This is a genomic window from Paenibacillus selenitireducens (assembly GCF_002021565.1).
GTDB classification, from domain to species: domain Bacteria; phylum Bacillota; class Bacilli; order Paenibacillales; family Paenibacillaceae; genus Paenibacillus_K; species Paenibacillus_K selenitireducens.
The window spans coordinates 292,184-314,587 of record NZ_MSZX01000008.1 but is presented as its reverse complement, the minus strand read 5'-3'; the positions used below and the strand labels follow the sequence as shown (position 1 = coordinate 314,587).

The 22,404-nt window shown below is 47.5% G+C and carries 23 protein-coding genes; 15 read left to right on the top strand and 8 right to left on the bottom strand.

Annotated features, from left to right (window positions below):
- Positions 1-9: 9 nt before the first annotated feature.
- From BVG16_RS20800 to BVG16_RS20785, 4 genes are all read right to left on the bottom strand, one after another.
- Positions 10-690, bottom strand: a complete 681-nt coding sequence (locus BVG16_RS20800; RefSeq protein WP_078501101.1) for a M50 family metallopeptidase — start codon at positions 688-690, stop codon at positions 10-12.
- Between the two features lie 84 nt (positions 691-774).
- The gene (locus tag BVG16_RS20795) at positions 775-1,089 is read right to left on the bottom strand and encodes a DMT family transporter (protein ID WP_078501100.1); all 315 of its coding nucleotides are present in this window, start codon (positions 1,087-1,089) and stop codon (positions 775-777) included.
- Positions 1,089-1,421, bottom strand: coding sequence for a DMT family transporter (locus tag BVG16_RS20790; protein WP_078501099.1), 333 nt, complete (start codon positions 1,419-1,421; stop codon positions 1,089-1,091). Before BVG16_RS20790 ends, BVG16_RS20795 begins: the two co-directional genes overlap by 1 nt.
- Positions 1,422-1,445: 24 nt before the next feature.
- A complete protein-coding gene (locus tag BVG16_RS20785; RefSeq protein ID WP_078501098.1) occupies positions 1,446-2,027 on the bottom strand; it encodes a TetR/AcrR family transcriptional regulator in 582 nt (193 codons plus the stop codon).
- A gap of 164 nt (positions 2,028-2,191) precedes the next feature.
- Here BVG16_RS20785 and BVG16_RS20780 point away from each other — a divergent pair, with 164 nt between their 5' ends.
- The 5 genes from BVG16_RS20780 to BVG16_RS20760 all read left to right on the top strand — a co-directional run bounded on the left by BVG16_RS20780 (position 2,192) and on the right by BVG16_RS20760 (position 7,075).
- On the top strand, positions 2,192-2,524 hold the full coding sequence (locus BVG16_RS20780; RefSeq protein ID WP_233147113.1) for a nitrous oxide-stimulated promoter family protein: 333 nt from the start codon (positions 2,192-2,194) through the stop codon (positions 2,522-2,524).
- Between the two features lie 73 nt (positions 2,525-2,597).
- Positions 2,598-4,112, top strand: a complete 1,515-nt coding sequence (gene cls, locus BVG16_RS20775) for a cardiolipin synthase (protein WP_078501096.1) — start codon at positions 2,598-2,600, stop codon at positions 4,110-4,112.
- A 64-nt stretch (positions 4,113-4,176) separates the two neighbouring features.
- The gene (sdaAB, locus tag BVG16_RS20770) at positions 4,177-4,839 is read left to right on the top strand and encodes an L-serine ammonia-lyase, iron-sulfur-dependent subunit beta (protein ID WP_078501095.1); all 663 of its coding nucleotides are present in this window, start codon (positions 4,177-4,179) and stop codon (positions 4,837-4,839) included.
- A gap of 46 nt (positions 4,840-4,885) precedes the next feature.
- Positions 4,886-5,761: an L-serine ammonia-lyase, iron-sulfur-dependent, subunit alpha gene (sdaAA, locus tag BVG16_RS20765; protein ID WP_078501094.1), complete on the top strand. Its 876-nt coding sequence runs from the start codon at positions 4,886-4,888 to the stop codon at positions 5,759-5,761.
- 804 nt (positions 5,762-6,565) lie between these two features.
- A complete protein-coding gene (locus BVG16_RS20760) occupies positions 6,566-7,075 on the top strand; it encodes a hypothetical protein (RefSeq protein ID WP_144027434.1) in 510 nt (169 codons plus the stop codon).
- An 80-nt stretch (positions 7,076-7,155) separates the two neighbouring features.
- Here the strand turns inward: BVG16_RS20760 and BVG16_RS20755 are convergent, their stop codons facing one another.
- Positions 7,156-8,940 (bottom strand): DEAD/DEAH box helicase, encoded by a 1,785-nt coding sequence (locus BVG16_RS20755; RefSeq protein WP_078501092.1) that lies wholly within the window; start codon positions 8,938-8,940, stop codon positions 7,156-7,158.
- 213 nt (positions 8,941-9,153) lie between these two features.
- On the opposite strand from BVG16_RS20755, the gene BVG16_RS20750 reads away from it, so the two are divergent.
- From BVG16_RS20750 to BVG16_RS20735, 4 genes are all read left to right on the top strand, one after another.
- Entirely contained in the window at positions 9,154-10,497 is a 1,344-nt protein-coding gene (locus tag BVG16_RS20750; RefSeq protein ID WP_078501091.1) for a sodium-dependent transporter, read from the top strand.
- Positions 10,498-10,540: 43 nt separating this feature from the next.
- The gene (locus BVG16_RS20745; RefSeq protein ID WP_078501090.1) at positions 10,541-11,893 is read left to right on the top strand and encodes a sodium-dependent transporter; all 1,353 of its coding nucleotides are present in this window, start codon (positions 10,541-10,543) and stop codon (positions 11,891-11,893) included.
- Positions 11,894-12,135: 242 nt separating this feature from the next.
- Positions 12,136-13,350, top strand: coding sequence for a peptidase (locus BVG16_RS20740; protein ID WP_078501089.1), 1,215 nt, complete (start codon positions 12,136-12,138; stop codon positions 13,348-13,350).
- 207 nt (positions 13,351-13,557) lie between these two features.
- Complete coding sequence (locus BVG16_RS20735) at positions 13,558-14,880, top strand: hypothetical protein (protein ID WP_078501088.1); 1,323 nt, start codon at positions 13,558-13,560, stop codon at positions 14,878-14,880.
- A gap of 212 nt (positions 14,881-15,092) precedes the next feature.
- Here the strand turns inward: BVG16_RS20735 and BVG16_RS20730 are convergent, their stop codons facing one another.
- Positions 15,093-15,443: a DUF1360 domain-containing protein gene (locus BVG16_RS20730; protein WP_078501087.1), complete on the bottom strand. Its 351-nt coding sequence runs from the start codon at positions 15,441-15,443 to the stop codon at positions 15,093-15,095.
- 390 nt (positions 15,444-15,833) lie between these two features.
- On the opposite strand from BVG16_RS20730, the gene BVG16_RS20725 reads away from it, so the two are divergent.
- The 3 genes from BVG16_RS20725 to BVG16_RS20715 all read left to right on the top strand — a co-directional run bounded on the left by BVG16_RS20725 (position 15,834) and on the right by BVG16_RS20715 (position 18,907).
- The gene (locus BVG16_RS20725; RefSeq protein WP_078501086.1) at positions 15,834-16,757 is read left to right on the top strand and encodes a copper amine oxidase N-terminal domain-containing protein; all 924 of its coding nucleotides are present in this window, start codon (positions 15,834-15,836) and stop codon (positions 16,755-16,757) included.
- A 133-nt stretch (positions 16,758-16,890) separates the two neighbouring features.
- Positions 16,891-18,246: a sensor histidine kinase gene (locus tag BVG16_RS20720; protein ID WP_233147120.1), complete on the top strand. Its 1,356-nt coding sequence runs from the start codon at positions 16,891-16,893 to the stop codon at positions 18,244-18,246.
- A gap of 4 nt (positions 18,247-18,250) precedes the next feature.
- On the top strand, positions 18,251-18,907 hold the full coding sequence (locus BVG16_RS20715; protein WP_078501084.1) for a response regulator transcription factor: 657 nt from the start codon (positions 18,251-18,253) through the stop codon (positions 18,905-18,907).
- A gap of 70 nt (positions 18,908-18,977) precedes the next feature.
- On the opposite strand, the gene BVG16_RS20710 is transcribed toward BVG16_RS20715, so the two are convergent.
- Positions 18,978-19,451 carry a hypothetical protein gene (locus BVG16_RS20710; protein ID WP_078501083.1) on the bottom strand — a complete coding sequence of 158 codons (474 nt, stop codon included), beginning with the start codon at positions 19,449-19,451 and terminating at the stop codon, positions 18,978-18,980.
- Between the two features lie 222 nt (positions 19,452-19,673).
- Between BVG16_RS20710 and BVG16_RS20705 the strand changes: the two genes are divergently transcribed.
- Both BVG16_RS20705 and BVG16_RS20700 read left to right on the top strand, forming a co-directional pair.
- Positions 19,674-21,266, top strand: coding sequence for a DUF2339 domain-containing protein (locus tag BVG16_RS20705; protein ID WP_078501082.1), 1,593 nt, complete (start codon positions 19,674-19,676; stop codon positions 21,264-21,266).
- Positions 21,267-21,280: 14 nt separating this feature from the next.
- Positions 21,281-21,769 (top strand): DUF4362 domain-containing protein, encoded by a 489-nt coding sequence (locus BVG16_RS20700; protein WP_078501081.1) that lies wholly within the window; start codon positions 21,281-21,283, stop codon positions 21,767-21,769.
- Positions 21,770-21,775: 6 nt separating this feature from the next.
- Here the strand turns inward: BVG16_RS20700 and BVG16_RS33760 are convergent, their stop codons facing one another.
- Positions 21,776-21,907, bottom strand: coding sequence for a hypothetical protein (locus BVG16_RS33760; protein WP_269845610.1), 132 nt, complete (start codon positions 21,905-21,907; stop codon positions 21,776-21,778).
- Between the two features lie 154 nt (positions 21,908-22,061).
- On the opposite strand from BVG16_RS33760, the gene BVG16_RS20695 reads away from it, so the two are divergent.
- Positions 22,062-22,373: a cupin domain-containing protein gene (locus BVG16_RS20695; RefSeq protein WP_078501080.1), complete on the top strand. Its 312-nt coding sequence runs from the start codon at positions 22,062-22,064 to the stop codon at positions 22,371-22,373.
- Positions 22,374-22,404: the final 31 nt, after the last annotated feature.

Sequence of the window (22,404 nt, the reverse complement as noted above, 5' to 3'; positions counted from 1 at the left end):
TGCCTTTTATTAGGTTCGGCGACTTCTGCGGAAGCCTTGCATGAAATACCCGAGTGCATAGCGGGCACAGAGTAGCGCGGTTATGGAGAATATCAATGCCCAGATGGCTGCAGGTATGAACGTAAGTTGGCTTAAATTTGTCGCATCTCCTGCTTGGGACGGGGACTGAAGGGCTGTAACCACCAAGTATATGGGCCCGAGTACCGATTCGACCAATCCGACGAACGCGATTAATGTGAAGTAGAATTCTCTAAGCCAACCCCAGGGAACGTAAATCACGATGATATTACAGATGATAAATCCAATACACCAGAGGACCCCATACGTATTCCGTACGAAGAAAATGACATTTAACGCGGCGATGCCGGATAATAGAATGAGTCCGATCTGCGATTTACCTTTTGCATAGAGCCCGAACAGCAGAACCGTAAAACCCGATGCCATGATGTACCCTGCTAAGGAAATCGGAATGAAGCGCCAAGAGTAGGATACAGAGGAGTAGGTTACACCGCTGTGATCGCTAAACAAGTGGATATATAGGACTTTTCCCGATAGGATCAACGTTAGCAGTGCATGGCCAAATTCATGAATCATGGTATCTACGTTTCTGAAAAAGGAAGAAAACGGAATCCATTGCGTTAAAACAGCTGCCAAAACAATAAAAATAATGGTGGTTCCCCACTTGCCCATCCTTCGTACACCTCATTTACAAATGAACTTCGGTTTGTTGCAGACTACTCTGAGCATAGTGGATACATCGGACGTTGTAAACTCTTACGTTAACAATTTGAGACCTACTGCGGAACAAAGTACCATGGAGATGAACAATATCCGCCGCCATTCCTTCGACTCTCCGTACAGCAGCATCCCTACGAGAGCACCGCCTGCGGTGCCAATCCCCGTCCAGACGGCATAAGCCGTTCCCATTGAAATGGATCTCATCGCATAAGATAAGAACGAGAAACTGAATATAAAAGCAATCGCCAACAAGACATACGACATGATTTTGCCGTCTCGGTTAATGCGGTTCATGGCCATAACGCCGCCAATCTCACAGAAGCCTGCAATAATAAGGGATAACCAAGCCATTAAGCTTCAGCCTCCTTTGGTTTCGTAATGGCCTTAAGACCAATGACGCCTGCAAGAAGCAGTCCGATCAATAAGACTTTCATGATACTGAAGGGTTCGCCGAATAAGGTCATCTCAGCTACGACGGTTCCAGCCGTCCCGAGCCCAGTAAATACGGCATACACCGTTCCTAACGGTAAAGCCTTGGATGCTCGTAAGAATACAGTAAAACAAATGGCAATGATGAGCGCAGTTCCTGCCCATTCATACCAGGTGGAGGAATGCTTCAAACCAGTGACCCATACCACCTCTAACATGGCCGCAAAAAAGACCATAATCCAATGTTTATTCATTGTTCTTTTCCCCCAATTGTGTGTCTAAGTTGACGTGATTCCCCGCCAAAAATATATCCATGAAGCATCGAGCCGCTTGAAAGCTTTGGGTTTGCCGCTATACAACAGCTCGGTCAGAACCCCGTCGCATAGACAGAGGTAAGCTGTTGTCACTTGGTTTGGATCCGTAACCTGCAGCTCCCCTGCATCACATGCGGCTTGAAGCGTATGATTCAATTCATGTTCCCACTCTTCTAAATGGGCATTAAATCGGTGCATGACCTGCTCGTGCAAATTCATCGGCGGTATGAAGGAAACACGTAGCATGAACATCATCGAGACGCTCTCTTCATAACGATTAAGCTGGAGCGCGAGAACACCATAAAGACAATCATGCAGCGAGTCCTGTCGATGCTGCTTCAGATATTGAATCGTTGCTTGAAACTCTTCGCGTAACGTGTAATCCAACACTTGTAGGAACAAATCGTCCTTCCCTTTAAAATGCGCGTAGATCGAGGGCTTCTTAATGCCGACCTCTTCCGCGATTTTGGACAGTGAAGCGCCGCTATACCCGTGTTTGGCAAAATGTTCGAGAGCAACCTGCAAAATGCGTTGTGAAGTTACCATGTTCAGAGGGCTCCTTTATGCATACAAACTACCTACCGATCGTTAGGCAAGGAAAAATATATCATATCGTTTTTGAGGAGTCAATAGGAGGGAATAGACAAACATCACTGCGTGAATTCGTATTTTATGACCACAATGGGGAGAATACCGACCAGAGGAGGAGCGTGAACGGATTGAATACCGGACCGCGTATCGCATGTGAAAAGAAGACAGTGGAACAAATGATTCAGATCGCCTGTCGCGGGAAACATGGTACACGGGAGGAACTCTGTGCAAGTTGTGAGCAGCTTTTATCCTATGCCCAAACCCGATTGAGCTACTGCCGATTTGGCGAGAACAAAACGACCTGTGGTGCTTGTCCCATTCATTGTTATAAACCGGATAAGCGTACAGAAATTCGCGCTGTGATGCGTTATGCCGGACCTCGCATGTTGTTCCATCACCCCTTTACATTGCTGCAGCATACCCTACATGGAATACGAAGCCGCAAGAAATAGCATTCCCTTCCTTTTCTTCATGGGGTATAGTTGATATTGCAGTTGTTAGGCCCTAAGAAGAGAGGAACTTGGAATGAATCGTTTGTTAAAGCTCGTTGTTTTTTTACTTGTTTTCACCATGTTTATGTATTCGAGCATCGGTGTGTTAGGCTATACCGTCCCCGCGTTTGTCACCATATCGACTTCCTTAACGGTTATCTTTATTGGACTCATCATATTTATGGAGAATCGGCATCCATCCAGTACGATGGCTTGGATTTTGCTGTTAGCCCTGCTTCCGGTAGTGGGCTTTGTTTTCTACCTCATTTTCGGTCAAAATTATCGAACGAAGCAGAGGCGATACAACGAAAAGGGACTGCGCGATCAAGCGACCTATCAGCGTTATAAACAGCAAGTGTTGCTGAATGAAGAGGAGATGCTAAGCTACTCCGAGGACCAGCAGAAGATGTTCCGTCTGTCCTTGAAGCTTGCGAAAAGCACGATTTCCTTCTCAGGAAGTCAGACCGAGATACTCACAAATGGCAAGAAAACGTTTGAAGCCTTAATTCGCGAGCTGGAGTCGGCACAGCATCATATCCATATGGAATATTACATCTATCGGAATGACCATATCGGCACGCAAATCAAAGATATTCTGGTCAAAAAAGCACAGGCGGGCGTCGAAGTCAGATTTCTTTATGATGCGGTGGGGAGTTATCAGCTGCCGAAGTCCTTTTTACAAGAAATGCGGTCGGCAGGAATCGAAGTCGTTTCCTTTGTTCCGGTTCGTTTTCCCTTGCTCTCGAATAAACTAAATTACCGGAATCATCGTAAAATTGTCGTGATCGATGGCAATGTAGGTTTTATGGGCGGACTAAATGTTGGTGATGAATACTTAAGCCGAAGCAAGACGTACGGATTCTGGCGTGATACGCATATGATTATTAAAGGCCAAGCCGTGCGCACGCTGCAAATTATTTTTTTGCAGGACTGGCATTACATGACGGGTAAATCGTTCTTGCGTCCTGAATACTTCACGCCTGAGGATGTGGAGAGTACTCCGGGTGCCGTACAGATCATTCCGAGCGGACCAGACAGTGAATGGACGACGATGAAAAGTCTATTCTTCTCCATGATTACCTCGGCGAAAAAATCCATTTGGGTGGCGACCCCCTACTTTATTCCGGATGAGGACATTCTGACAGCATTGCGCTTGGCGGCTTTATCTGGCATTGAAGTACGTATTCTGTTCCCGGCCAAGCCGGATAAATGGCTGCCATTTTTAGCGTCGCACTCGTATTTCCGTGAATTGATCAAAGCGGGCGTCGAAATTTATGAGTATGAACGTGGATTTCTGCATTCGAAGTTGATTATTATTGATGGAGAGACGGCTTCTGTTGGTACGGCGAATATGGATATGCGGAGTTTCCATTTGAACTTTGAAGTGACGGCTTTATTAGTAAGGACGGAGAGCGTGCAGAAGATGGTAAAAGATTTTGAACGGGATTTAACCTTTACGTCACGGATTGATTCGGAGCGGTTCGCTCGGAAGAAAGTTCTCGTTCGATTCCTGGAATCTGCAGCAAGATTGTTCTCGCCGTTGCTATAAGTTAACAGGGCTACTGAAGGCGAATTGATGAGAAATTAAGGATAGTACAGCGGGAGGGACGGGTATGAAATACAACAGTGTGTTTGACATTATTGGTCCTATTATGATCGGACCATCGAGTTCACATACCGCGGGAGCGGCAATTATTGGACGATTGGCTCGCAGCGTATTCGGGCGCATGCCAAAAATAGCGGATATACATCTGTATGGTTCTTTTGCCGAAACGTACAAAGGGCATGCTACAGACGTTGCGATCGTAGGGGGACTCTTGGACTTTGATACGAACGACGAACGGATTCCGCAGTCATTGCATCTGGCGAGGGAAGCTGGGATGGAGGTCGCATTCCATACAGAAGAAGCCGTTCCCGAACATCCGAATACTACGATGATTCATCTAGAGGATGAGCACGGGTCGATGGAAATCATCGGTGTTTCGATTGGCGGAGGTAAAGTAGAGATCACGGAATTGAATGGATTCAAATTGAAGTTGAACGGGATGTATCCGGCCATTCTGGTCTTGCATGACGACCGGTTCGGCGTCATCTCTGGCGTAACGAATATTCTGACGAAGCATCGCGTGAACATTGGCCACATGGAAGTATCCCGTAAGGAAAAAGGGAAGATGGCACTGATGGTGATCGAAGTAGATCAGAATTTGCAGGATTCGATTCTGGATGAAATCAGAGGCCTCGAACATGTTACACAAGTAACGCGGATGAGCCCATAACGGAGAAGGTCATAGAATAAGCACAGCATGAAAGGTAGGGGAAATCATGTTTAAGAATGTAGCGGAACTCGTAGAGAAAGCAGAGTCACAGGGCATCTCGATTGCAGAAGTGATGATTCGGCAGGAGATGGAAATTTCAGAGGCAAGCCGCGAAGCCGTTCGCGAACGGATGGGGCGGAACTTGGATGTGATGGAGCAGTCCGTTGCGAAAGGTTTAGCCGGCGTCAAATCGTTGTCCGGATTAACGGGCGGAGACGCGGTATTGATGCAGCAATACATCGCCAAGGGGAAGACGCTATCAGGTCCGTTTATTCTTGATGCGGTATCCAAAGCCGTGGCAACCAATGAGGTCAATGCGGCGATGGGAATGATCTGCGCGACGCCGACAGCGGGTTCGGCTGGTGTGGTGCCCGGCACCCTCTTCGCGGTGCGAGAGACGTTAAACCCAACGCGCGATCAAATGATCGATTTTCTGTTTACATCGGGCGCCTTCGGATTTATCGTGGCGAATAATGCCTCGGTATCAGGGGCAGCAGGCGGTTGTCAGGCGGAAGTGGGCTCTGCGACGGGCATGGCCGCGGCAGCATTGGTAGAGCTGGGCGGCGGTACGCCCGAACAATCGGCACATGGAATGGCCATTGCCCTGAAGAATTTGTTAGGCCTCGTCTGCGACCCGGTAGCCGGGCTTGTGGAGGTCCCTTGCGTGAAACGGAATGCCATGGGAGCCGCAGTGGCGATGGTCGCAGCAGATATGGCGCTTGCAGGGATCAAGAGCCGTATTCCAGCAGATGAGGTCATCGAGGCGATGTACCGCATCGGCCAAGTTATGCCGAGTGCGCTTCGGGAAACTGCGCGCGGTGGACTGGCCGCTACGCCGACAGGCAAGAAGCTGGAGCGGCAGATCTTCGGCGAGAAGAAGTAATGTGATGTGATGCAATGTGATAAAGATGTTTGGGATGAGAAGTCGTTTCTAGGGCGGAGGGTATCGCTTGGGGACGGCTTTTTTGTATGGGTGCTAGTGATGTGAGTAGGAGATGAGGGAAGGGATGAAGACGGGATAAAGGTGGAGATGAATGGTGGAGGTTGCGAATTAGGTAAAAAGATATGTGTTAGCGGATAGAGATGTAGTTAAGTGAAGATGTAGTTGAAGGCGGAATGCTATAGGATGGAGGGGGATTAGCGGGCGTGAGTAACATGTGGTGTTTGGCGTGGATAAGGCTTGTATGAGGGATAAGTTCGGTGATGGCAAATGTTTAGTTGGGGTGAGGCGCGTATGATGGAGTTCTCCAGTAACATTCGATGTTATGCGTGGATAAGGCTCAGATGAGGGATAGCCCGGTGATGGAAACTGTTTGTTGGGGAAGCAGGTATTATGGAGTTCTCCAGTAACATTCGATGTATGGCGTGGTATAAAGCTTGTATGAGGGATAGTCAGGCGATGTCAATGGTTGGCTTAAAAGAGGTACGTATAATGGATTTATCCAATAACTTTTAATGTTTTGCCGTATTCGAGGCACCTACATTGGATAAATCCACTAACTTCGTTGAAAAGAAGCGTAAATGGGGCTCTTTTAGCCGAAGTTAGTGTAAAAATCCATTATAGCTATGAAGTTAATGCTGTTTCGTAATGCTATCTTGGAGGAATCCAATATAGCTGATCCCAAATGCATAATATTGGATATCATCTAGCCATACTAACTAAAATTTGTGCTAGGGATGTGTGACGATGACTATATTCCGAATCTGCTGCATGTTGCTTATTACAAGCTGCCTCTCCGGTTCTATGATATTTCCATTTCCATCTATATATGCTCAATCGAGCGCGCTTGCACCCGAACGTCATGCAACGAAGCAGTGGTTGGTGCAAATCGATGAACCGATATTTGATCGATCCCAGTTATCGAAGCCGCAACTTGGGGAGTATGATACCTACAGTCTAGTGATTCGCAATCAAGGGAAAACATTGCATGATGTAACGGTCGAAGCATTCCGTAAGGATCCACAAACTTCGACGCAACTTGAACTATTCACTTTATCTGTTGGCACGGTCACATCAGGGGATAATGCTGTGAATCATTCGGGTTTTCCCGTATCGGTGAAAGCAGATCAAGTTGAGATTATCATCTCGTGGCATGATCCGGATCGAAAGAATCAAGGCGCCAAAGGGAAAGGCAGAAAATATAAGCAGACGTTTCTATTTCATGTAAAGCATTCTGCAAAGGATACATTGTTGTAGAAAAAACACCCTTTTATATCCATAAAGCCTCGAAGAACAAGGCTTTGTGGTATGAAAGGGTGTTTTATTAATGTTATAAATTAACGCTTGCCGCGACCGCTGTTGCTGTTACGTCCACTACGGCCCGCATCCTGGTGACCGCCGCGACTTGCGCCACGGTCACTGCCTCCGCGACTGCCGGCATCACGACCGCCACGCGAGAAGCTCTGCTCTCCGCGGGAGCCGCCTTGCTTGCCGCGACTCGGCGCAAACTCGCTGCGTCCCGCAGCTTGCGCTCCGCGCCCAGCGCCGCGCTCAACGCGAGCCCCCTCGCGGTTGCCGCCGCGTGGTGCAAAATCCTCGCGCGCCGCCCGTCCGGCGCCACGCTCAACGCGAGCCCCTTCGCGGTTGCCGCCGCGTGGTGCAAAGTCCTCGCGCGCCGCCCGTCCGGCGCCACGCTCAACGCGAGCCCCTTCGCGGTTGCCGCCGCGTGGTGCAAAATCCTCGCGCCCAGCGCCGCGCTCACTGCGCGCGCTGTCACGCCCGCCGCGATCGATGCGCGGCTCGTTCGCTCCGCGCTTGCCTCCGCGGCTAGCGCCGCGTTCGCCACGCTCGTCGCCACGCGGCGCAAAGTCGCCCCGTGCTGCGCCGCGTCCGCCGCGGCTCGCATTGCCGCCGCGCTCACTACCGCGGCGTGCCTTTGGCTCGCCTGCGCGACTAGGGCGCGCTTGCTTCGCTTGCGCTTTGGCATCGCCAGTGCGCTCCAAACCGCCCGTTCCGAGCTGGCGCTTCGGTAACGTCATGCGAATGCCGCGCTCAATGGCCTCGAGCGCCCCGCGGTCATGCGATGTCACGAACGTAATCGCAGTACCTGTGTTCCCCGCACGGCCAGTACGGCCAATCCGGTGAATATAGATCTCAGCATCAGCCGGGATATCATAGTTGAACACGTGGGTTACACCCTCGATATCCAATCCGCGCGCCGCCATATCTGTAGCTACAAGAATTTGAAGCTTGGCATCGCGGAATTTGCGCATGACCTGTTCACGCTTGGCTTGGGAAAGGTCTCCATGCAGCTCGTCCGAAGCATAACCTTGCTCCTGCAATTCCTGGTTCAGCTTACTCGCACGGCGTTTCGTCCGACAGAATACAACCGCTAAGTAGGGTTGTTGTTGTTCCATCAATGTACATAGATCATTGAACTTGGAACGATCTGACACTTGGATGGCAATTTGCGTAATTTCAGTTAGCGTCACTTGCTTCGCTTGCACCTTCACTTCATGCGGCTGCTTCATATAGGCTTGTGCAAGTTGTCGCACTTGAAGCGGCATCGTCGCAGAGAACAACAACGTCTGACGACGTGTCGGCGTCTGGATAATGATATCTTGTACATCCGTTAGGAAGCCCATGTGTAGCATTTGATCCGCTTCATCTAAGACGAGCATTTTGAGCTTGCCTAACTTAATCGATCCGCGGCGAAGATGATCAAGCAATCGTCCTGGTGTAGCGACGACGATATGCACGGCACCTTCCAGCTTGCGGAGCTGACGTTCTACATCTTGCCCGCCGTAAGCAGCGAGGACTCTTGCTCCTACGACCGGCGCGAGTTTTTTGAGCTCTGTTGAAATTTGTATAGCGAGCTCCCGTGTGGGGGTTAGAATTAATCCTTGAACTTCATCGCTTGCGACATTGATCCGCTCTAGCATCGGAAGCACAAATGCAAGTGTCTTCCCCGTTCCTGTCTGAGCCTCAGCAATCAGATCATGCTCAGCATGAATGAACGGAATCGATTCTTCTTGAACCGGGGTAGGTGATGTGATGCCCAATTCTTGAAGCTGATCGACGAGCTCCTCTCGAATGCCTAATTTGCGAAATGATTTTGTCATGTTATACGTAAACTCCCTTTTCTTCAATCATGTTGCTATTGTATCATGTGCGGCGGTTGAAGCAAGTCGTCACCGCAAGAAACCTTAGCTTTAGACGTCCTGTTCTCTATTTTTTTCATCTGTTTGGGTGAATATGTCACGGATCAAGTATTGACTAGTATACCCAAAACAGGGCATACTGTGAAAACATTCTCAAGGCAGAAGGGGTTCGTTATGTCAACCAAGTCAAAAAAGAACAGCAGCAAAGATCAATTCTCATCCTTTGGCTTTATCATGGCTGCGATCGGCAGCTCGGTAGGGATAGGGAACATGTGGAAATTCCCTTATTTGGCAGGTGCCAATGGTGGTGGTGCATTTCTCTTTACCTTCATTATTTGTTTAATTCTTGTTGGTATTCCCATCTTACTCGCCGAATTAGCACTGGGTCGAGCAGGACGCGGGGATGCGATGTCATCGTTTCAGACCCTAGCGGTGAGACATCGGAAGTTTTGGGGTTTTTTTGGTCTGTTATCGGTGATTGCCGCTTTTTTAATTATTACCTTTTATATGGTGGTAACAGGATGGACGTTTCAATACGCCATCGGTTCATTCACAGGCAATTTATATCGACAAACGGATAATGCGGCGTATTTCGCTCAATTTGCGGGAGGTCCTTTGCCGCTCGTTTATACAGTCATTACCGTGTTGATTACAGGGGCGGTGTTGATCAAGGGCGTTTCGAAAGGGATTGAACTCTTCAACAAAATTTTGATTCCTATTTTGGCGATTCTCTTGGTAGTCCTGATGATTGATGCGATGAGCCTTTCTGGCGGGATGAAGGGCGTGGAGTTTTTCTTAAAACCGGACTTTTCCTTATTTACGATCGAATCGACACTCATCGCGCTCGGACAAGCCTTTTTTTCTCTCTCGTTAGGGATGGGGGCTATGATTACGTATGGTTCTTACGTGGATAAGAGTCAGTCTCTAGGCAAAGCGACACTAGCAGTCAGCCTCGGGAATATCGTATATGCGCTTATCGCAGGTTTAATCATATTTCCTATTACGTTTGCGTTCGGATTGGAGCCTGCGGCAGGACCAGGCCTTATTTTCGTGGCATTGCCTACGGCCTTCGCAGACATGCCTTTCGGCCATGTCATTGGCGGCACGTTTTTCGTTCTATTAGCTGGAGCGGCGTTAACGTCTTGTGTCTCCGTTTTAGAGGTGATCGTGGCGTTCGTGATTAAGCACCTGAATTGGACCCGTCGGAAATCCGTCATCGTACTCTCTATCATTACGGCCGTGGTGGCCATTCCCGTATCCCTATCGGTAGGAGGACCGATTGCAGATTGGAAGCTGTTCGGTAAAGGGGTCTTCGATCTATTTGATTTTACGGCTTCGAATATATTATTGCCGGTTGTAGGGCTCGCAGTGACTATTTTTATTGGCTATATCAGCAAAAAAGGGGCGGAGGAAGCGAAGCTGAACCCGTCATTGCATCGAATCTGGATTTCTTTGCTGCGGTATGTGGTTCCGGTGTTTGTCATCCTGATTTTCCTATACTCGACAGGACTGATTTAGCACGTAATAGACAATAGAATAGACAGGAGCGTTTAACCTTTTCATGGCGAAGCAATCAACAGCTTTAGAAAAAAAGCAAAACAAAGATCAATTCAGTAACTCCGGATTTATCCTGGCTGCCATCGGGAGCTCAGTCGGCCTCGGGAACATGTGGATGTTCCCCTATGTCACGGGTGAGAATGGGGGCGGGGCCTTCTTCTTGCTCTTCTTGGTATGTCTCTTGGTGGTCGGGATGCCTGTACTTCTCGCGGAATTGGCAATAGGTCGGGGAGGACGCGGAGATGCAGCCTCATCTTTCCGTAACCTAACGAAGAAGAAAATGTGGCACTCCAGCGGATTGTTCCTCATTCTTGGCGCATTCATGATTATGACCTTCTATAGTGTGGTAGCAGGATGGACGCTTCAATATACGCTGCAATCATTCGTTGGCGATTTATACTCGAATCCGAATTACGCGGACACGTTCAATCATTTTACAGCAGGTTGGATGCCAATTATTTGGCAAGTCATTATTTTTATCATTACCGGTTGGATCGTCGCAAAAGGGATCTCCGGAGGAATTGAGAAGTTTAACAAAATCGTCCTTCCCGCTTTGTTAATTATCTTGATTGCCTTAATGGTGCGCTCCCTATTTCTTCAAGGCGCAGGGGAAGGGGTATCATTCTTCTTAAAACCGGATTTCTCGAAGATTACGATGGAGTCGGTCCTTCAAGCCTTGGGGCAAGCCTTCTTCTCCTTATCCATTGGGGTGGGCGGTATGATGACGTACGGTGCTTATGTGGAGAAAAATCAGTCTTTGAGTACGGCGACCGTTGCGATCTCCGCAGGCAGTGTCGTGTATGCATTGATTGCGGGATTAATCATATTCCCAACGACGTTCTCGTTCGGTATTCCTTCGTCTTCCGGGCCGGGGCTTGTGTTCATCGCGCTGCCTGCAGCCTTTGCATCGATGCCGTTCGGTCATCTGTTTGGAGGTTTGTTCTTTGTGCTCTTAGCGATTGCGGCATTAACCTCTGCCATCTCCTTGCTTGAGGTTCCGGTTGCCTACGGTATGAACAAATGGCATTGGAGCCGGAAAAAGGCGGCGATCATCGTATCGCTAAGCTGTTATGTTTTTGCTCTGCCTTGTGCGTTGTCTGCAGGTGGGGTATTGAGCGATTACACCGCGGGAGGGAAGACGTTTTTTGATTGGATGAATTATTTGACCTCGAATGTGATGCTTCCGCTTGGGGGGTTAATGATTACGATTTTTGCCGGTTACGTATATGGAAAAGCAGGAGAAGAAGCAGGACTGACGGTAGGATGGTTCCGGGCTTGGATTTTCACGCTTCGCTACATTGCACCCGTCTTGATTGTCGCAATCCTTTTATTTTCAACAGGCGTTTTGCATTTTTAAATCATGATCGAATTTTTCCTGAACCGGAGCTGCATGCTTCGGTTTTTTGGTCTAGTGAAGCTCATAAGTTAAACAGATTCTAGCCAGAGGTAAAATTTTTTTATGCAATTTAGTGCAACATTCCATGCAACACGCTCGTTTAGGAGTATGTAAGCAAGGTTGTTACAACTCAATCAGACGGCAAGAGGTAACTTTTCAAACAAGTAGGCAATCAACTATACATACAACTGGAGGAATTACACATGAAAAAAATGTACAAAGTTCTAGCAACAGCATCCATTCTAGCGATGGCAGCGATGCCGATGGCAGCAAGCGCGCAAGACGTTCCTGTCCCAACGAGTCAAAATGGACAAGGGTTTAATGTAACTCAAGCCAAAGTTGTTCCTGGCACAATGGGTCAAATTACAGATTTCGTGAATGATAAATCCGGTAAATTCATTACGGTTACAGGTCGCGGTCTTGCAACGACAGATCAGAGCGAAATGATTCTTTCGATTACGAAAGATACAAAAATCGTAGATTCCAAAGGTAATCCGGTTGCTTTGAAAACGATCATCGATGAGAAAAAAGTAGTTAAAGCTTTCTATGGCTCAAATATTACGAAAAGCATGCCAGCTCAGGGCACAGCACTAACGCTTGTTGTTCAAGACCATAGCTTTACTGCAATTGATGGTACCGTTACGGAAGTCAAAGATGATGGCATCCTTGTAAAAGGTAAAGATATTTACTCAGGTAACGAAGATACAATTTTGTTGCACTTCGCTGACAAAGCACAACTCTTAGATCAAGAAGGCAAAGCGATTCAAGCAAGTGATATCCAAAAAGGCATGAGCGTTAAGGCATTCTACGGTCCAGCTGTTGCTATGAGCTTGCCTCCTCAAGCGACTACGAACTATGTGGTTGTCAATACAGCAGTTCAAGAGCAAGCACCAGGCACAACAGGAATTATTACAAATGTGAATGAAGATCGTATTACCGTGATTGGTCACGCGATGGAACAAGGCGGCGTGAACTACGTTCTTCTAACGGTAGATGAGAAAACGCAAATCGTGGACGAAGAAGGTAACGTATTAACGAAAGACGCACTAAAAGCAGACGTTCGTGTAGATGCATTCTACGGCCCAATAATGACGATGAGCTATCCAGGTCAAACGCATGCCGATAAAATCGTAGTAAAAGCAGCAGAAGCGGTGAAAGTCGAAGGAACGATTGAGGCTTCCGAACGTGCAGGCGAAGGCCAAGTGTACTTGAATGTTGGTTCAGATGACAACAAGAACAACGATGTGATCTTGAACATCACCAAAGATACGACGATTATCCCTGGGCTTGCAGAAAATGAAGAATTGAAAGCAGGCATGAAGGTTGTCGCTTACCATTCTCCAATCATGACAAAGTCCCTTCCAGGCATCACGAATGCTGAGATCGTGATCGTTGCAGCTGATAACGCAACGAAGTAATAATCGACTTCCAGGAGCGCGATAAAATAGCTTGTAACATCAAAAACCAAGTCGTTCTCTCCCGAGAGAATCGCTTGGTTTTTTCGCGTCTTAAGTCCGTTAATCGTGCGGTTTCTAGCCATTTTCATGCAACATTTTCAAGAATCACCTCGTCTATAACGATGACAGGAATCAAGACTATACATAGCTGCATCAGGAGGTATTCATATGAAAAAAATGTACAAAGTACTCGCCACAGCAACGATTCTAGCGATCGCAGCGGTACCGATGGCGGCCAGCGCGAAGGATTACACACAGCCCACATCAACGCTGCCGAATTTAGTCGTGTGCCCGATTGAGAAATATGAGGATACGAACCAGAATGATCCACAAAATCAACAAAATCAGCAGGGTCAACAAGGGTTGCACGGACAAGACGGTTTACATTCGAACGCCAAAGATGTACTAGGTACCATGGGCCAAATCACGAATTTCACGAATAACGAACAGGGTAAATATGTTACGGTCGTAGGCAGAGGGTTAACGGACAACTCGCAAAGTTCCATCATTCTAGCAATTACGAAGGATACTAAGATTGTTGATGCAAAAGGGAAGAACGTAGATTTACAATCCGTTATCGATGGTCATAAGGTGGTTAAAGCCTTTTACGGCCCCATGATGACGAAGAGCTTGCCGCCTCGAGGTACGGCACTCACCCTTGTTGTTCATGATCAAAGTTTTACGGGTGTGCAAGGCAAGGTATCTGAAGTTCGGGAAAACGGCATCGTCGTGAAAGGCACGAACCTGTATACGTCTAATGAGGAAACCGTCGTTTTGCATTTTGCGAAAAAGGCTGAAATCGTTGACCAGCACGGCAAAAAAATAAAAGCGAAAGATATTCAAGCAGGCATGAGTATTCGAGCATTTTATGGGCCTGCGGTAACGATGAGCATTCCTCCGCAATCGACAACAAATTATGTGATCGTCAATGTAGATGAAGTCAATGTACCCGAGCAGGTATTAGGTACAGACGGCTTTATTACCAAAGTATCGAACGACCAGATATTTGTGGTTGGCGGACCGCTTGCTGGTGGAGGACAAGAGCAAATCATCTTGCATGTGGATGAGAAAACTCAAATCGTAGACCCAGAGGGTAAAGCATTAACAAAGGATGCGTTGAAGGAAGATGTTCGCGTCGAAGCTACGTATGGGCCTATGATGGCGATGAGTTTCCCTGCACAGACGCATGCGGAGAAAATTATCGTGAAGGCTGCTTCACCTAAAGTGGAAGGCACGATCATGCGAGATGGAACGAGCGAAAATCGCGTCTATGTGAATGTAGGTTCAGATGACTCGAAGAACAATGACATCATTCTGAATATCACCAAAGATACGAAGATCGTGAACATCCGTGGCGGTGAAGTGAAACTGACGGCAGGGATGGACATTGTTGCCTACCATTCTTCGGTGATGACAGCCTCGCTTCCAGGGATCACGAATGCTGAGGTTATTGTTGTCACGTCTACGGAACATGTGGTAACACCTCGCTAAATGCAATAGAAACCAGAACAGCCGGTTCCTCATGGAGGGTCGGCTGTTTTGTTGTTTATAGCGCATAAAAATCCCTTGTAGGTATATACATCAGAGGGGTATCGTTTTTATATCTGAATGTTCAGCGTCTTTTGAAACTTTTTGCCTATAGAAGAAGTCTATATAACTATAGTAGTCTCAAAAGGATAGGGTTGCTTCAGGACAACCATAGATCAAAGTCGTAAGACGATGGACTCAATAATCGCTGCAAGCCCAGCGACAGCTAAAATGATGAGAAGCCACCAAGCGATCGGTGCAAGCCATATGAGCAAAGTAAGGCCTAGTGCCGACCAAATCCCCGTACACCAGTGGCATAACAATATTTGGCCGATAAAGTGCTGAATGCCTTTCCCCTTGGGTTCGAGAAAGGTTGTGGTTTGCCCTTGGTCATCTGTTTGTGTCGACAGTTGGATAAACAAGCGGCGAATGGGTGCAGTGATATCATCATAGACGAGCAAGTGGGTAAATCGGAAACTGGCTAGGGACAGTACAATCAATTGAAGCCAACTGAATTCAATATTCATACGCGACCCTCCAACATTTCTTTTTTACAAAAATAAGAACGATTATGGATCGCCCAACCCTATTCTATTTCTATTACATACAATATTGATAGAAGGATGAGTAGGGGGTGAGTCAGGATGTGTTTCTGTCATTCTATGAATCAATTCAATGCGCAACAAAAGTCGAACGCGGTTTCCTGGAAAAATGGAAATAACCAGCCCACGTCGATTACCTCATTGAGACCTAGTACAAAAGTACAATATGATCCCAATAAAGCGGCTCAAAAGAAGCAAGTGTAACGACGATAATGTACTATATTCAATCTTGCGATGGTTGTGAGTCGCGGGTAACCGCGACTCCCTTCTTTTTGAATGATAATCTCCAAAATGAAGAAAGGTGTTGGATGACGAATGAGGAAATGGATGACGGCTGCCTTAAGCTTACTGCTGGTCTGCAGCATTGTGGCGCCGATGGGTAAGGCACATGCCTTAGAAACATCACCTAATGAAACGGAAATATTCGTAAATGGAAAATATGTTCAGCAGTGGCGTTACGAGAAGGATCGTATATTGATTCCGCTCGTCCAGTTGAATACATCAACCGGTGGCGTGAAGGAGATCGTACCGGAATGGAACGCGGAGACGAAGACGGTAACGCTGTATACAAGTGATAAAAAGAAAGTTGTTAAATTAAAGGCGGATCAATTGCAAGCCGAAGTGAATGATCAGTCGGTTGCCTTAGACGTTCCGGTGCGAATGATTGACGGACGTACCTATGTACCTCTACGGTTTGTCAGTGAAGCATTGAACGGGGATGTACAATGGAATCCGAAGACGCATGCGACTTATGTGCGAACGCCCGAACGCGTGAAGAAAGACCAGACGATGCGGACAGGCGAACTTGATGCGGCGCGCAAAGAGGTGCTCAGCTTACCGTGGTATTTCCCAAATAAAGAATTAGCCGTACAATCCGAGGGCTTTAGCAAAATTATTACCTTCCCGGAAGGCGAGGCGCTTCGATACTACATACTTTATCGTGATGTAAAAAGCTATATTGAGGTAGATGCTGGCGGTGTTGCCGTCGTGAAGTGGCAGGGACGGTTCAATTACCAGACGAATAAATACGCAGAAGAGCAAGGGGCTAAACCGGCTGTAGATGAACGTTCCGTCTTTTTCCGACATGCCTTTCCGGTAGCGGATATTGTGAATTACGGTAGAATGGATATTAAAGGAGTCTCCAGTGATTTAGGCAGCTTTACCGTCAAGAATAACTCCTTCTCAGATGCGGATGCGATTACAGCGATTCCGAATGAACCGCGTATCGATGGCAAATAAAATAAGCATGTTAAAAGCTTCGCAACCTGTATTTGGGTGCGAAGCCTTTTTGTGACTAAGCGTTGAAGCCATTTATGGTATAATGACCAAAAATAGGTATTCTGAAGAAGGGCGGGGTTTCCGCTTGATTTTTGTGCTTATCGTTTTATGGATTACTGCAATTTTATTATTGATATCCGATTGGCGTAATCAGGCTGCCCGCTGGTTGAGTGCTGTTGCCTTCTGCGGCGGTTCGGGGGCTCTTGCTTCCGTATTGCAGGAGTGGATTCGACCGCTAGTTACGACGTTAGGCGGTACGGCGGATACGGATGTCGGCTTATATTGGGCGATGACTGTATTTTCATTGCTGAGCTATTACGGGCTTCCTTATTGCTATCTCATGTTTGCGGGCACGTATATCAGCCGTCCGAACTGGCGGCGGTTCTGGGGCTATATTCGCTGGATATTGCCGCTCCCGATCCTGCTTATGCTGTGCTTCCGTCCATATTATCCGCCGAACTATGATCTATTGGTCTACTGGGCTGTACCGTATATCGTGTTCGGAACGGTCTTGATTGTCAGCAAACGGGGAGAATTGTGGGAACGGCGTTCCCATGGGATCACGATGCTCGCCGTGGTGCCTGCCGTCGTATTCGCCATGGTCATGAATTATGTATTGCCTGTTTTAGGAATTTATGAAATGTGGCGGTATAACGTGTGGACGATTTCCCTTGCCTTTGCCGTATTTGTTACGGCGTTATTTAAATCCGGCTTCCTCGGCGTCCAGCTTTTTATTGAACGTCGCCAAATGGACATGACACTCCGGGCAATTACGTCCGGAACATCGATTCTCAATCATGCGATTAAAAATGACTTAGGTAAAATACAGCTGTTCTGCGACAAGCTGATTTCGAACCAGCATGCCGAGGTCCATAACGAACTCGTGGAGGATGTGCAGGTTATTCAAAAGGCTGCCGCACATATCCAGGACATGGTGAGTCGTGTTCATCACCGCACGCAGGACTTAATCATCAGACCGGAGGTAGTCATGCTGGAGCGGCTGATCTTGGACAATGTGAACATGCTGGAACCACAGCTGGCGCAGTCCAAGATCGCAGTCATCACCGGCTGGGATGCGGATGATGAAGTGATGGAGATCCTCGTGGATCGCGCCCAGATCCAAGAGACGGTCAACAATATTATGATCAATGCCATCGATGCGATGCCAAAAGGCGGGACGATGACGCTGCAGCGTAAGGAGACAAAACGTGCTTGGATTCTCGCCATACAAGACACCGGAGTCGGTATTCCGAAAGATCAGCTCGCGAAGGTGACGGAGCCTTTCTTCACCACGAAACAGAGCAGTTCGAACAACTTTGGTCTCGGGTTAGCTTATTGTTACCAAGTGATGAAGAAGCATGGGGGAACCATGAAGATCGAGAGCAAGGTCGGGGCAGGTACGACGGTGTATCTGTATTTTTCGAAAAATAAGAGGTTAATCAGGAGGTAGACATATGGCGGTCATTCGGGTGTTTCTCGTGGAAGATGACGTGGATTGGAGAGTGGGGTTAAGCGCCTATCTTGCCAAACAATCAGATATGGAAGTGGTGGGAACGGCATCGAATGCGGAAGAGGCCATCCTGCTTGCTCCTGTACTCGCGCCAGATGTTATCCTGATGGACATTATGCTGGTCGGATCGATGGAAGGCATCACGCTAACAGCGGAGATCAGCTCGAGATGTCAGGCCCAAATTATTATGCTCTCTTCCCTGACGGAGAAGCAGGTCATCTTCGAGGCATTCAAGGCAGGGGCTGTGAACTATTTGGTGAAGTCCGCATTTCAGGACATTCCGGATGCAATCCGACAAGCCCATGCGTCAAATTCACCTATCGATGCGCGGGTGGCTGATCAGATTCGGGAGGAATTCCGCCGACTTAAGCAATTAGAACGTGAATATGAGGTCAAGCAGATGAAGGATTTAATAACACCGACAGAAATCCAAGTCTTGTCCATGATCGATAAAGGATATACGCAGACCCAAATTGCAGATAAATTCGTCGTCTCCATACGGACCGTGAAGAATCATGTGAGCCATATTCTGAAGAAGCTTCAGGGAAAGAGCAGCAAGGAAGCTGCGCAGAAGGCGAAAGACTTGGGCTTGTTTAAGTGAGGAAGAGGTACCTGCTCCGAATTGCGGAGCAGGTACTTCTGATTTTTTCGTCAAATGCTTAATCGAGGAATTAGCGGGATTTGCGGTTGCTGCGTGTGCTGCGTGTGCTCGCAGGGCGAGTACGTTTGCTGCTGCTGCGAAGACCTTTCGTTTTTGCACGCATGCCCATGCCCATGCCCATACCACAGTTCACATCGGAATAGCTGTAAGCACAGAAGTGTTCAGGAACTGGAATCGTGTGATGTTGGTTAACCACGTTGATCGGGTGAACAATTGGTTGTGTTGCCGTGTGGAACGTGTTTTTAACGACAGTTTGTGATGGAGCAACGATAGCTGGTAATGTGGACGGTGCTTGAGGTGCCATTGAAGCAGGACTGACGCTGGTAGGGTACATGTTCGAAGGTCCCACGTTGGATGGACCTATATTGGATGGACCCATATTGGATGGACCCATACTCGCAGGGCTCACGCTTGTTGGGTGCATATGGTGGTGGTGGTGCATACCCATTGGTTTCATATTGCTTCCACAAGAATTACGTTTCATTCAATTCATCTCCTTTAGCCGAATTACTATACAGTACGTGATGGTGCCCTAGTGTGCTTGTTCATTTGCCGCGGGGCAATCGTTTATTTTTTTGCTAAATGTCACGAAATGAGATCGTATGTTCGGTACTATAACAAGTTGGTACTATGTCGAAATTGTCCACCCCGCTACAATAGATTTAAGACCAGGTCATAATGAATACATTGTAGGGAGTGGTTCGTGATGTTTCAGCGGTACCAGAAGCATTGGCCGTCATTGCTCGGGGCGATGTTTGTCTTCATTGCATTAATTACTTTGCTTAAATATTCACTCGATGTAAAGTTCTTAACGGATACGATGAAGATTGGAGCGGGGTTACTTGCAGGAGCGGGTTTTGTATTAGCTGGATTACGCTTCGTTCTGAAGTCGAATTCATTAATTAGTGAACTGTTCACAGGACTTGGCGTTGCACTATTGTATATGACGTGTTCCTTTGCAGGCATTTACTACAGCCTGTGGGATCCGATGGTTGTGTTGCTCTCAATGATCGCGGTGACGGCCGGTACTTGCGTGTATGCGATCCGTTTTCACTCTCGGCTCATCATGTCGATAGGACTTGTCGGCGGGCTGCTCTCACCTATAATGATGCAGCCAGAGACGGATCAGGTCTTCTCGTTATTTCTTTATTTGCTTGTGATGAATGCGGCATTCTTTTATATCAGCGTCTTGAAATCCTGGTTCGAATTGCGATTAATCGGTTTTATCGGTACTTGGTTTCTGTACACGGTCTATTTTATTCTTTTCCAGCATCATGTGGATGTGTTCTGGAGCAAGCCGTTCCGATATGCCTTGGCAGCTTATGCGTTCTATGTGATTGCGCTGTTCTACACCTCATACAAGAATCGTATGCGATTTGACGGCTTGAACTTATACTTGGGCATTTCGAATGCCGTTATTTTCGGGTTATGGGCACTGGGGCTAATCACGCCTTTTGTATCTTTTGCCGTGCCGCTCTTCTTCATGGGAGCCATATATGTAGGGTCTGCTTGGTGGGTATACCGTCTTTTGCATGTTTGGAGCGCATCGGTTGTAACAAAGCTTACTTGCGGTACGTTATTAATGATGATAGCCTTAACACAGTTCGGTAAGGGGTATGCTTACAAGCCGCTGATTAGCGTGTATTTGTGGGTCTTCATTGCTGCGGTGATCCTCATTATTGCAAAGTGGTGTGCCGTTGAAATATTAAAAGGCGTTAGTGTGGCGTTATGGGGCTGTGTTGGACTTTATTGGTATGTCGTTACGTGGAATACACCACGAGGGGAATGGTTCGGGGTATTTATTCCTTTCTTCAACTGGGGAGCTGTGGCATGGATCGTGATTGCAGTGCTTGGCTTCTATATGTCGCTTCATGTGGATTTCCGTAAGCTAACCCAAAGTTCCAATGTGATGATCTCTAATGTATTATCTTTACTTAGTCATCTAGTGGTTGGCGGCTTATTAACCGTTCAAGTCCAGTCTTTGTTCGAAGAATACGATTGGCACGGATTGGTCCTCACCTTATCGATTTCTTGGTCGGTATACTCGCTGCTTCTATTCTTATGGGGGGCTTACAGTAAACAGAGAATATTCCGTATCTTCGGAACGGTGGTATTGTGCTTAGTCGCGGGAAAAACCATCCTGTTCGACTTGGCAGAAGAAGCAACGATTTACAAAGTGATTGTGTTTCTGGTGTTAGGAGCGATTTGTTTTACCATTTCATATATCAATTCCATCTGGAAGTCCCCTTCGATGCAGCAGAAGGAAGGGGAAGACATGGAAGTAAAAGAAGGACAGTGAGATAGGTGGGTTCTATGAATTTAGCGAAAATAACCGTATGGTGCGGCCTGTGCGCCGTAGTCTTGGTTCTTGTTCTGGTGAGTAAGGGTTTGGTTCCCAAACGAGTCGTATCGGAGGTCATCCCGCGTGCTGATTATACGGTGGAGCGAGCGATCCAACAGGGGGACGTCGTCTCCGTCGGATTGAAGATTCATCATCTGGATCAGCTCGAGCAATTTATGAAGGCCTCAAAAGAAGGGACTCCTAGTCATTTGCGAATCACCGCATATACAACGGAAGGATACCCTGTGTTTACGGATTTAGTGTTCCGAGAGGGTTCGATCGGATATACCTACGATATGTCGCGTAATGCATTCGGCGAAGTGGACCGGGAAATGCGAACCGATCGCTGTTCCCGGGTGATGAAGAAGCATGGGGATGGATGGACGCAATATATGTTGGTGGACTGCGATAATCTCATGGATGGCATGGGATATTCTATTTTAAGCATTCCGGCGAGCTAGTTCGACCTATTCGCACGGCGTTCGATCGCCGCGTGTAGTCGGTTGACTGATGACAAGAAATTCTAAGGTTGCGTCTCGCCAGCCGTCACAGTTGTCGCCCCATAGATAATGCGCAGCATTTGCTTTGCTTGTTTTCATTGCACTCACTCCTTAGCCGATAGGTTAAGGAGTATTGTAGCATATCTGAATAGGTATGTGAGCATAAGCAGCCGTTAGATTAATCTAGCTGGCTGTGCTAGTATGTATCAGTGTAATGGGGTGACCATCTCGCGAAGAAAGGAGGACAAACAGCATGCCGGTAATTCATTCAAACAAGCAAGAAATGATTCCGTCTTGGAGCGAAGTCAGTCAGTATGGTGTCAACTCTCTTAGCGCCGGACAAGAAGTAGAACTTCACTATCACGATTGCCATGAGTATTGGATTATTGTTAGCGGTAGAGGCATATGCACGACGGAAGGCGATACCTATGAAATTGGACCGGGAGACATGGTTCTGACGAAAAAGGGCGATGAGCATTCTCTATTGGTGACAGAGGATATGGTTGCGGTATATTTCTACGGGGTCATGGAACCGAACGGCCGCGTAGGTCATTTACATCGCTAATGGATTCAACCATCTAACAGGAGGGGTTCAT